This is a genomic window from Streptomyces misionensis (assembly GCF_900104815.1).
GTDB classification, from domain to species: domain Bacteria; phylum Actinomycetota; class Actinomycetes; order Streptomycetales; family Streptomycetaceae; genus Streptomyces; species Streptomyces misionensis.
This window is the reverse complement of sequence record NZ_FNTD01000004.1, coordinates 6,122,625-6,133,642: the sequence shown is the minus strand read 5'-3', so window position 1 is coordinate 6,133,642 and position 11,018 is coordinate 6,122,625. Positions and strand designations below refer to the sequence as shown.

Sequence of the window (11,018 nt, the reverse complement as noted above, 5' to 3'; positions counted from 1 at the left end):
CAGGGCCGCACCCCCTGCCCGGGGGTGCGGCCCTCGACCGCGTCGCCCTGCCGCTTACTTGCGGATCAGGTTGCGCAGCACGTACTGCATGATGCCGCCGTTGCGGTAGTAGTCGGCCTCACCGGGGGTGTCGATGCGGACGACCGCGTCGAACTCGACACCGGTGTCGGTGGTGACCTTGACCGTGCGCGGCGTGGTGCCCTCGTTCAGCTCGGTGACGCCGGAGATGGAGAAGGTCTCCTCGCCGGTCAGGCCGAGGGACTCGGCGGAGGCACCCTCCGGGAACTGCAGCGGCAGGACGCCCATGCCGATGAGGTTCGAGCGGTGGATGCGCTCGTACGACTCGGCGATGACGGCCTTGACGCCGAGGAGCGCGGTGCCCTTGGCCGCCCAGTCGCGCGACGAGCCGGAGCCGTACTCCTTGCCGGCCAGGACGACCAGCGGGATGCCGGCGGCCTGGTAGTTCTGCGAGGCGTCGTAGATGAAGGAGACCGGGCCGCCGTCCTGCGTGAAGTCACGCGTGTAGCCGCCCTCGGTGCCCGGCGCGATCTGGTTGCGCAGGCGGATGTTGGCGAACGTACCGCGGATCATGACCTCGTGGTTGCCGCGGCGGGAGCCGTAGCTGTTGAAGTCGCGGCGCTCCACACCGTGCTCGGTGAGGTACTTGCCGGCCGGGGTGTCGGCCTTGATGGCGCCGGCCGGGGAGATGTGGTCGGTGGTGACCGAGTCGCCCAGCTTGGCCAGGACGCGGGCGCCGGCGATGTCCTCGACCGGGGCCGGCTCCATGCCCATGCCCTCGAAGTACGGGGGCTTGCGGACGTAGGTGGACTCGGTGTCCCACTCGAAGGTGTCGCCGGTCGGGACCGGGAGGGCCTGCCACTGGGCGTCGCCCGCGAAGACGTCCGAGTACGACTTCTCGAACATGTCCTCGCCGATGGCGGCCGCGACGACCTCGTTGACCTCGGCCTCGGTCGGCCAGATGTCCTTCAGGTAGACCGGGTTGCCGTCCTGGTCGGTGCCCAGGGCGTCACGGGTGATGTCCACCTTCATGGAGCCCGCGATGGAGTAGGCGACGACCAGCGGCGGGGACGCCAGGTAGTTCATCTTGACGTCGGGGTTGATGCGGCCCTCGAAGTTCCGGTTGCCGGAGAGGACCGAAGTGACCGCGAGGTCGTGGTCGTTGACGGCCTTGGAGACCTCCTCCGGCAGCGGGCCGGAGTTGCCGATGCAGGTGGTGCAGCCGTAGCCGACCAGGTTGAAGCCCAGCTTGTCCAGGTACGGCGTGAGGCCGGCCTTCTCGAAGTAGTCGGTGACGACCTTCGAGCCCGGGGCGAGGGTGGACTTGACCCACGGCTTGCGGGTCAGGCCCTTCTCGACCGCCTTCTTGGCGACCAGGGCGGCGCCGATCATGACGTACGGGTTGGACGTGTTGGTGCAGGAGGTGATGGCCGCGACGGTGACCGCACCGTGGTCCAGCTCGTAGCTGGTGCCGTCGGGGGCGGTGACGGTGACCGGCTTGGAGGGGGTGCCGTTCGGGATGGTCGACGGGGCGTCGGAGCCGGGGAAGGACTCCTTGCTGGCCTCGTACTCGTCGTTGACGTACGCGCGGACGTCCTGCTTGAACTGCTCGGCGGCGTTGGCGAGGACGATGCGGTCCTGCGGGCGCTTCGGGCCGGCGATGGAGGGGACGACCGTCGACAGGTCGAGCTCCAGCTTCTCGGAGAAGTCCGGCTCGGCCTTCGGGTCCAGCCAGAGGCCCTGCTCCTTGGCGTAGGCCTCGACGAGCGCGACCTGCTGCTCGCTGCGGCCCGTCAGGCGCAGGTAGTTGAGGGTCTCGTCGTCGATCGGGAAGATCGCGGCGGTGGAGCCGAACTCCGGCGACATGTTGCCGATGGTGGCGCGGTTGGCCAGGGAGGTGGCGGCCACGCCCTCGCCGTAGAACTCCACGAACTTGCCGACGACGCCGTGCTTGCGCAGCATCTCGGTGATGGTGAGCACGAGGTCGGTGGCGGTGGTGCCGGGCTGGAGCTCGCCGGTGAGCTTGAAGCCGACGACGCGCGGGATCAGCATGGAGACCGGCTGGCCGAGCATGGCGGCCTCGGCCTCGATGCCGCCGACGCCCCAGCCGAGCACGCCGAGGCCGTTGACCATGGTGGTGTGCGAGTCGGTGCCGACCAGGGTGTCGGGGTAGGCCTTGCCGTCACGGACCATGACGACGCGGGCCAGGTGCTCGATGTTCACCTGGTGCACGATGCCGGTGCCCGGCGGGACGACCTTGAACTCGTCGAAGGCGGTCTGGCCCCAGCGCAGGAACTGGTAGCGCTCCTTGTTGCGGCCGTACTCCAGCTCGACGTTCTGCTTGAACGCGTCGTTGGTGCCGAACTTGTCGGCGATGACGGAGTGGTCGATGACCAGCTCGGCCGGCGCCAGCGGGTTGATCTTGGCCGGGTCGCCGCCCAGCTCCTTGACGGCCTCGCGCATGGTGGCGAGGTCCACGACGCAGGGCACGCCGGTGAAGTCCTGCATGATCACGCGGGCCGGCGTGAACTGGATCTCCTGGCTGGGCTGGGCCTGGGAGTCCCAGCCGCCGAGGGCGCGGATGTGGTCGGCGGTGATGTTCGCGCCGTCCTCGGTGCGGAGCAGGTTCTCCAGCAGGACCTTGAGGCTGTACGGCAGCCGGGCCGAGCCCTCCACCTTGTCCAGCCGGAAGATCTCGTACGACTCGTCGCCCACCTGCAGCGTGCTGCGGGCGTCGAAGCTGTTCGCCGACACGACAGTCTCCTTCATTGATGTGCGCGTACCACCGTCAATCGTGCCGCCACGCCGGCTTGGCCGGTCCAGTGAGGTCAGGCTAAGTTAGGCATGCCTTACCGGAGTGGCGACCGCGGTGCGCCTCGGCAGATATCTCGATGTCGAGATAACTCTAGTACATCGGTGGCGGATGGTCATGCCGGGCCGGGGTGCGGGCCGCCGTCCGCCCTGTCGCGCCCGTGGCCGGAACTGTGGCTTCCACCATGGCCCGGCGCCCGCGGCCCTGATGGGATGAGCCGATGCGCGAAGCCACGCCACTCCTCCCGGCCCTCGCCGTGCTGCTGCTGCTCACGGCGTGCGGATCCGAACACGCGGGCGCCCCCGGCGCCGCCGCGCCCGCGTCCGGGGTCCCGGTCACCGACCCGCCGGTGGAGGGCGTCCGGATCACCTCCATCACCCTCCCCTCCGCCACGCCCGCCCCCACCCCCTCCGACCGGTTCCGGGTACACCCCGACCCGCTCCCCGCCACCGGTGACTCCGGGATCTCGGCCGCCTACGAGGTCACCAACAGCGGCACCGGGGCACTGACGTACACGATCCTGTTCGACTTCACCACGGACGCCGGCGAGGTCATGGGCAACCGCCGCGAGACGGTGCGCTCCCTCGCCCCCGGCGCCACCCGGCGCGGCACGGTCCGGCTGGGCGCGCCGGCCCCCGGCTCCTCCCGGGTGAGCCGCGTCAAGGTCGCCCAGGTGACCCGGGTGCCCGCCGCCGAGGCGCCACCCGCCCCCGGCCAGTGCCCGCCCTCCGGCGTCCGGCTCACCGCCGACGACGGCGACGCCGCGATGGGTCTGCGCGTGGTGGGCCTGCACCTGGAGAACTGCGGGAAGCGGGACTACGCGCTCGACGGCTATCCGCTGCTCGAACTGCTGGACGAGGACCTGGCGCCCGTCCGGGGCGTGCGGATCGTGCACGGCAGCGGGGGCGTCAGCCCCGACGCCCGGTTCGACGAGCCGGCCCGCCCGCTGGTCCTGAAGCCCGGCGACAGCGCCGTCTCGGGCCTCATGTGGCGCAACACCACCGGGTTCGGCACCCCTGTCGACGTCCCGTACGTCAGGGTGCGGGCGGAGCGGGGCGCCGCGCCGGTGACCGTGACGCCCCACCTCGACCTCGGCACCACCGGCAAGCTGGCCGTCCGCGCCTGGGCCCGGCCGCCGGCGCTGGACTGAGGCATGGGACCGGGGCCGGCGGCGGCCGGGCGGCGTCAGCAGCCGCAGGCGGCCGCGGCCGGGGCGGTGAGGGGGTCGGCGGCGGGGTGCTGCGGACCATGGGCGGTGTCGTAGGCGAACCCCTCGCGCACCCAGTACTCGAATCCGCCGAGCATCTCCTTGACCTGGTAGCCGAGTTCGGCGAGGGCGAGGGCGGCGCGGGTGGCGCCGTTGCAGCCGGGGCCCCAGCAGTAGGTGACGACGGGGACGGACCGGTCGAGCAGGCCGGCGGCCCGTTCGGGGATGAGCGCGGTGGGGAGGTGGACGGCGCCGGGGATGTGCCCCTGCTCCCAGGACGGCGCGGAGCGGGAGTCGAGGAGGACGAATCCGGGGTCGCCCCCGGCGCCGAGGGCGGCGGCGACGTCGGCGACGTCGGCGTGGAAACGGAGCAGCGCGCGGAAGTGGGCGGCGGCTTCGGCGGGGGCGGCGGGGGCGGTGCGCAGAACGGGGTTGGTGACGGTCGCGGGCACGGCTCGGGTCCTCTCCTGGTGCGGGTCGAACGGCTCGATCGCCGTCCGGGCACCGAATCTATGGGCCTCGTCCGGCACTCTGAAGGCACGATCCACGGCACCCGACGGAGGTCGGCCGGGGAATCCGTGCTATTTCTCGCCCATGACCGCGATATCCCTGGACGCCATCGACTGGCGCATTCTCGACGCCCTCCAGCGGGACGGCCGGATCAGCTTCGCCGACCTCGCGCGCACCGTCTCCATGTCGGCCAGCGCGGTCACCGAGCGCGTGCGGCGACTGGAGGAGGCGGGGGTGATCAGCGGCTACGCGGCGGTCGTGGACCCGGACAAGGTGGGGCTGACGATCATGGCGTTCGTGCGGCTGCGCTACCCGAACGGCAATTACAAGCCGTTCCACGACCTGGTCGAGGCGATGCCGGAGATCCTCGAGGCGCACCACGTGACGGGCGACGACTGCTTCGTCATCAAGGTGGCGGCACGCTCGATGCGCCATCTGGAGGAGGTTTCGGGCCGGATCGGCGGTCTGGGCTCCGTGACGACCAGCGTCGTCTACTCCTCCCCGCTCCCCCGGCGCCCCGTAAGCGAGTAAATCCGTTACGAACGGCAATACGTAATGAATCGCCCACCACTGCCGTATCCGCCCGAACCCGCAGACCATTGACACGCCATCACCCGAATGGACCCCCCAACGAGCGCCATCTCATATCTGAGATAACCTCAACCTCATGGCAGACGACTACCTCGTACGCATCGGCAAGCTCATCCGTGACGCCCGGCAACACCGAGGCTGGACACAGACGCAGCTCGCGGAGGCGCTCGGCACCAGCCAGAGCGCGGTGAACCGCATCGAGCGCGGCAACCAGAACATCAGCCTTGAGATGATCGCGCGCATCGGTGAGGCGCTCGACAGCGAGATCGTGTCACTGGGCTATGCCGGTCCGATGCACCTGCGGGTCGTCGGCGGCCGCCGGCTGTCCGGCGCCATCGACGTCAAGACGAGCAAGAACGCCTGTGTCGCCCTGCTGTGCGCCTCCCTGCTGAACAAGGGCCGCACCGTGCTGCGCCGGGTCGCGCGCATCGAGGAGGTGTACCGCCTGCTGGAGGTGCTCAACTCCATCGGGGTCCGCACCCGTTGGATCAACGACGGGGTCGACCTGGAACTGGTGCCGCCGGCCGAGCTGGAGATGACGGCGATCGACGCCGAGGCGGCCGTCCGCACCCGCTCGATCATCATGTTCCTCGGCCCGCTGCTGCACCGGATGGACCAGTTCAAGCTGCCGTACGCCGGCGGCTGCGACCTCGGCACCCGCACCATCGAGCCGCACATGATCGCACTGCGCCGGTTCGGCCTCCAGATCGCGGCGACCGAGAACCAGTACCACGCGCAGGTGGACCGCACGGTCCGCCCCGACCGCCCGATCGTGCTGACCGAGCGCGGGGACACCGTGACGGAGAACGCGCTGCTGGCCGCCGCGCGGCACGACGGCGTGACCGTCATCCGCAACGCCTCCTCCAACTACATGGTCCAGGACCTGTGTTTCTTCCTGGAGGCGCTGGGCGTGAAGGTGGAGGGCATCGGCACCACCACGCTGACCGTGCACGGCGTGCCGAACATCGACGTCGACGTCGACTACTCCCCCTCCGAGGACCCGGTCGAGGCGATGAGCCTGCTGGCCGCCGCGGTGGTCACCGAGTCCGAACTGACCGTGCGCCGCGTGCCGATCGAGTTCCTGGAGATCGAGCTGGCGGTCCTGGAGGAGATGGGCCTGGACCACGACCGCTCCCCGGAGTACTTCGCGGACAACGGCCGCACCCGCCTGGTCGACCTCACGGTCCGCCCCTCCAAGCTGGAGGCGCCGATCGACAAGATCCACCCGATGCCCTTCCCGGGCCTGAACATCGACAACGTCCCCTTCTTCGCCGCCATCGCCGCGGTCGCCTCCGGCCAGACCCTCATCCACGACTGGGTCTACGACAATCGCGCGATCTACCTCACCGACCTCAACCGCCTCGGCGGGCGCCTGCAGTTGCTGGACCCCCACCGCGTCCTGGTCGAGGGCCCCACCCGCTGGCGCGCCGCCGAAATGATGTGCCCCCCGGCCCTGCGCCCCGCCGTGGTCGTCCTGCTGGCGATGATGGCGGCGGAGGGCACGTCGGTGCTGCGCAACGTGTATGTCATCAACCGCGGTTACGAGGACCTCGCGGAGCGCCTGAACTCGGTCGGGGCGCAGATCGAGATCTTCCGGGACATCTGATACGACGATGCCGCCGCACCCCGTCTGACCTGCCATTTGGCGGGTCAGGGAGGGGTGCGGCGGCATGTCTGGGACTTCTCTGGGACGTTGGGCCCCGCAGCGGGCTACGAGCCACGCTCCACGGGCTTCACCGGCCGCAGCCACGCGAAGATCGCGTCGATGACGGCGCCGCCTCGTGCGCCCGCGCGGGGCAGGAAGTCGGAGCGCAGCGCGATGGACGGCGACGTGATCCGCTACCGCAGGAGCAGTTTCATCACCCGTCGGGTCGCGATGCCGATCGGCGAACCCGACGGCCGCACCACCCCGCGACTGGAACGGATCGTGGAGACGTTCCGTACTGCCGGGATCAACGCCAAGGCCGAGCGGCAGATGGACGCCTGGCTCAGGACGCACGCCGCATTCGAGGTGCCGCTCGGACAGGCGGTACACGCGCCGGGCGGCCCGGTAGCGCTGGCCGACGACCCGGACGCGGTCCGCGGCATGCTCCACCTCATGCGGCAGAACCTGGCCGCGATGGAGACGCCGCCGGTACCTCGCGCGTTCGCCACGTTGCGGGCGCTGCCGCAAGGGCTCCTCGTGGCCGTGCTCCGGCGCTTCCTGAAGAGCCCGCCGGCCGCGCACAGCGGACTCGACGACCCCTCGCCTGCCATGGCGGCCGAACTCGAGCAGCTGACCGAACAGCTCCGCGCCCCTGCGAGAGCCCGCTGAGCGACCCAGGACGGCGAAAACCTCCGGCCGCCCGCCGGATGGAGGTCGCCGCCGAGGCCGCCTACTGGCCCGCCCGGGAGGCGAGCGCGGTGACGACGGCAGCCGCCCCGTGTCTGAACGAGGAGGACGCCCGCCACCTGCTCTCCCGCTTCGCCCGCCGGGACTCCCGGTTCCGAGTCCGGTCCCGGTACCCGGGCGATCACCCCGCCGCGAGGCGCGCCGCGATCTCCGCCGCGGGTTCTCCGGTGTGCAGGCCGAGGACATCGGCGATCAGCGCGTCCAGCGGCGGCCAGGGCAGCTCGCCGTGGTCGTTGTAGAGCACGACCAGACCGTGCAGCGCGGTCCACAGCAGCAGCCCGTTCTGCCACTGCCGCGCAGGCGGGGACTGCTCGCCGGCGCGCTCCCGGACGGCGGCGAGCGAGGCGATGACGGAGCCCAGCAGCGCCTCGCCCGCACCCTGGTCCTGGAGGAGGGCGAGGTCGGCCGGCATCCGGCCGCCGAAGAGCGTGCGGTACTCGCCGGGATGCTCGACCCCCCAGCGCACATAGGCGGCGCAGCGGCCGAGGAGGTCGTCGAGGGGGTCGGCGGCGGGCGCCGCCGCCTCGTCCATCAGGCCGGCCAACTCGGCGTACCGCAGCCGCAGCACGTGCTGGACCAGTGAGCCGAGGTCGGGGAAGTGGCTGTAGATGCTGGCGGGCGCGACCCCGACCTCGCGGGCGACCTGCCGCAGGGTCAGCGTCTCGGGCTGGTCGAGGGTGGCCAGCAGGTGGGCGGCGGCCTCGACCAGCTGGGCCCTGAGCACCTGCCCCTGCCCGCGGGGGTTGCGCCGGCGGCGCGGGGCCTCCTCACCGCCCATTCCCGGTTCCTCCCTGTCGGCGACGGAAGATCACCCTACCTTTCGGCGCCGCCCGCCCGTTCGTCTGCTCGGGCGCGCTCGTCGGCTCTGGGGGAGTGCCTTGACAGCCATCACCAACACGTGTTCACTCAAGTAACCAACACCTGTTCAGTTATGGAGTCGTCATGCGCATCGCAGTCCTCGGCGCGACCGGCCGGGTCGGCCGCCTGGTCGTGGAACAGGCGCTCGACCGGGGCCACGAGGTGGTCGCCCTCGTCCGCCGTCCGCAGCAGTACGCCCAGCCCGCGCGGGGCGGGGTCGAGGTCCGGCGGGCCGACGTGACCAACCCGCAGTCGTTCCCGGAGCTGGGCGACGTGGACGTGCTCGTCTCCGCGCTCGGCATCAGCAAGGGCGACGGCCCAGGCACCCTGCTGGCGGGCGCGCGGCTCCTGGCGGGGCTGCCGGTCCGCACGCTCTGGCTGGGAGCGCTGGGCTCGGGGTCCTCCACCGGCGCCGGCGGCGCGATCTACCAGAGCGTCATGAAGATGTTCGTCGGCAGGGAACTGGCGGAGAAGGGAGCGGCCGACGCGATCGTCCTCGCGGGCGGCGCCACCGTCTTCCACGCGCCCGACCTCTGGGTCGGCGAGGTCAGCACGGCCCGCCGCAACGTCCCGCTGGCGCAGTACCCCAAGCCGCTCCTGCCGCCGCACGCCTCCCGCGCCACCGTCGCCGCGCTCATCCTGGACGAGGCCGAGCGGCCCACCGCTGGAGCCGGCATCCTCGTCCCGGTGGCGAGCGCGTGATGGCGGGCTACATCGCCATCGAGGAGGCCGTCGCGATCCCGGGCCTCGCCGACCGCCGGCCCCCGTTCGCCATCCCGGACGAGATGGACCCCGCCTTCGTCGCCGACGTGGCCCGGCGACTGCCCGACATCACCGACCTGCGCCTGCCCGACATGGACGCCAACGGCATCGCCATGCAGGTGCTGTCCCTGACCGTCCCCGGCATCGAGGCCGACCCCGACCCGGAACGCGCCGTGGCGAACGCCGGCTACGTCAACGACTCCCTGGCCGCGATCGTCACGACGCACCCCGACCGGTTCGCCGCCTTCGCCGCGCTCCCGCTCCAGGACCCGGCCGCCGCGGTCGCCGAACTCCGGCGCGCGGTGGGGGAACTCGGCTTCAAGGGGGCCCTGGTCAACGACCACATCCAGGGCAAGTACCTCGACGACCCCGCCTTCGACGCCGTCTGGGCCACCCTCGTCGAACTGGACGTGCCCCTCTACCTGCACCCGGGCATGCCGCCGGCCGATTCCTGGCACGTACTGTCCGGCCATCCGGAGATGAACGGCGCGCTCTGGAGCTGGCAGGCCACGACGGGCGGGCACGCCATGCGGATCGTGCTCTCCGGAGTCTTCGACCGCCACCCGCGGGCCCGGATGATCCTCGGCCACGCGGGGGAGTTCCTGCCCTTCCAGCTCTCCCGGTTCGACTCCCGCTACGCCACGCTGGCCGTCCCGACCCCGCTGCGCCGCAGCCCCTCGCAGTACTTCGGCACCAATGTGCTGGCCACCACCAGCGGGATCCTCGCCCCGGCCGCGATCGAGGCGCTGGTCCACGTGCTCGGCCCGGACGCGGTGCTCTTCGCCGTCGACTACCCCTACGAGAAGACCGGCGCCGCGGTCGCCGCCCTCAAGCAGACCACCCTCCCGCCGGACGTCAGGCACCGGATCGGCTCGGCCAACGCCCGGAACCTCCTGCGCCTCTGACCGACCGTCGGCTGCTCCTGGCGCCTGCCGAACGCCTGCACCGGTCCTTGTTGCGATCCTCGGCCGCCCCGAAGGGCGACCGCCAGGCTGCTTGAACAGTGGAAACAGCCTGCCGCTCGCTCCTCTGTGGGTGAGCATCGCGTAACGGAGCCGCTGAATACGGACATACGGCTCAGGTGTGATTGGCGTGTCGCGTGTGTGCTATCTGCTCGACCGCGTGGTGGTGGATCCGGCTGCCCACGAGTGCGGCGAGTAGCCGGCGGTCGTCAGGCGGCCCGGAGGGCGGTCGTCAGGCGGTGGGCGGCGCGGGCGCGTCGAGCGGGGAGCCGGGCCGGGTCACCATCGCCTCGACGATCCTCATCAGCCGCTCCCCCGCCCGGTCGATGCTTCCGTTCTGCGCGCTGACCTGCGCGCCTTCGAGGACGAAAGTGATCTCGGCCGCGGCCTGCTCGGGGTCGGGCAGCCCGGCCTCCGCGCACATGCCGACCAGCCTGCGGGTCTGACGGGCCTTGTGCCGCTCGATGACCTGCCGTGCGGGGTGGTCGCGGTCGGGCAGTTCGGCGATGGAGTTGATGAACGGGCAGCCCCGGTGTGAGATCGCGGGCAGTCCGTCGGCGATGAAGCGGGCCAGGGCCAGGATCTGCTCCCGGGGCTGCCCGGGGTGTTCGGCCTCGGCCCGGTCGAAGGCCGCCTGGTAGTCGGCGGCGACGATCCGCAGCCACTCCGCGACCAGCGCGTCCTTGGTCTCGAAGTGCCGGTAGATCGCCATCTTGGTGGTCTCGGCCTTCTCGGCGATCGCCTGGACGCCGACCCGCCGGATCCCCTCGCTCTGGAAGAGCTCTTCCGCCGCGTCGAGGATGCGTTCACGGGGCGGCAGTTTCGCCACCCTGCCCGGCCTGCTGGTGGTCGAAGCCATGACTACTCCGTGACGTCCGAGCGGTTCGCGTGTTCCTCAGCCCTGCT

Annotated in this window: 10 protein-coding genes; 6 read left to right on the top strand and 4 right to left on the bottom strand. The window is 71.3% G+C overall.

Annotation, left to right across the window (positions count from 1 at the left end; all coding sequences use genetic code 11):
- Nucleotides 1-54: 54 nt before the first annotated feature.
- Nucleotides 55-2,772 carry an aconitate hydratase AcnA gene (gene acnA / locus BLW85_RS29435; RefSeq protein WP_070025468.1) on the bottom strand — a complete coding sequence of 906 codons (2,718 nt, stop codon included), beginning with the start codon at nt 2,770-2,772 and terminating at the stop codon, nt 55-57.
- Between the two features lie 278 nt (nt 2,773-3,050).
- Here acnA and BLW85_RS29430 point away from each other — a divergent pair, with 278 nt between their 5' ends.
- Nucleotides 3,051-3,980 carry a DUF4232 domain-containing protein gene (locus tag BLW85_RS29430; RefSeq protein ID WP_074993853.1) on the top strand — a complete coding sequence of 310 codons (930 nt, stop codon included), beginning with the start codon at nt 3,051-3,053 and terminating at the stop codon, nt 3,978-3,980.
- A 35-nt stretch (nt 3,981-4,015) separates the two neighbouring features.
- Here the strand turns inward: BLW85_RS29430 and BLW85_RS29425 are convergent, their stop codons facing one another.
- Entirely contained in the window at nt 4,016-4,489 is a 474-nt protein-coding gene (locus tag BLW85_RS29425) for a rhodanese-like domain-containing protein (protein WP_074993851.1), read from the bottom strand.
- Between the two features lie 142 nt (nt 4,490-4,631).
- Between BLW85_RS29425 and BLW85_RS29420 the strand changes: the two genes are divergently transcribed.
- The 3 genes from BLW85_RS29420 to BLW85_RS29410 all read left to right on the top strand — a co-directional run bounded on the left by BLW85_RS29420 (nt 4,632) and on the right by BLW85_RS29410 (nt 7,452).
- Nucleotides 4,632-5,078 (top strand): Lrp/AsnC family transcriptional regulator, encoded by a 447-nt coding sequence (locus BLW85_RS29420; RefSeq protein ID WP_070025466.1) that lies wholly within the window; start codon nt 4,632-4,634, stop codon nt 5,076-5,078.
- 136 nt (nt 5,079-5,214) lie between these two features.
- Nucleotides 5,215-6,744, top strand: coding sequence for a helix-turn-helix domain-containing protein (locus BLW85_RS29415; RefSeq protein WP_070025465.1), 1,530 nt, complete (start codon nt 5,215-5,217; stop codon nt 6,742-6,744).
- A 159-nt stretch (nt 6,745-6,903) separates the two neighbouring features.
- Nucleotides 6,904-7,452, top strand: a complete 549-nt coding sequence (locus BLW85_RS29410; RefSeq protein ID WP_244174925.1) for a ketopantoate reductase family protein — start codon at nt 6,904-6,906, stop codon at nt 7,450-7,452.
- A gap of 199 nt (nt 7,453-7,651) precedes the next feature.
- Here the strand turns inward: BLW85_RS29410 and BLW85_RS29405 are convergent, their stop codons facing one another.
- On the bottom strand, nt 7,652-8,308 hold the full coding sequence (locus BLW85_RS29405) for a TetR/AcrR family transcriptional regulator (RefSeq protein WP_071828565.1): 657 nt from the start codon (nt 8,306-8,308) through the stop codon (nt 7,652-7,654).
- A 164-nt stretch (nt 8,309-8,472) separates the two neighbouring features.
- Between BLW85_RS29405 and BLW85_RS29400 the strand changes: the two genes are divergently transcribed.
- Both BLW85_RS29400 and BLW85_RS29395 read left to right on the top strand, forming a co-directional pair.
- Nucleotides 8,473-9,090, top strand: coding sequence for an NAD(P)-dependent oxidoreductase (locus BLW85_RS29400; RefSeq protein ID WP_074993849.1), 618 nt, complete (start codon nt 8,473-8,475; stop codon nt 9,088-9,090).
- Nucleotides 9,090-10,055 (top strand): amidohydrolase family protein, encoded by a 966-nt coding sequence (locus BLW85_RS29395; RefSeq protein WP_070025462.1) that lies wholly within the window; start codon nt 9,090-9,092, stop codon nt 10,053-10,055. Before BLW85_RS29400 ends, BLW85_RS29395 begins: the two co-directional genes overlap by 1 nt.
- Before the next feature lie 289 nt (nt 10,056-10,344).
- On the opposite strand, the gene BLW85_RS29390 is transcribed toward BLW85_RS29395, so the two are convergent.
- Nucleotides 10,345-10,971 (bottom strand): TetR/AcrR family transcriptional regulator, encoded by a 627-nt coding sequence (locus tag BLW85_RS29390; protein WP_070025461.1) that lies wholly within the window; start codon nt 10,969-10,971, stop codon nt 10,345-10,347.
- Nucleotides 10,972-11,018 lie beyond the last annotated feature (47 nt).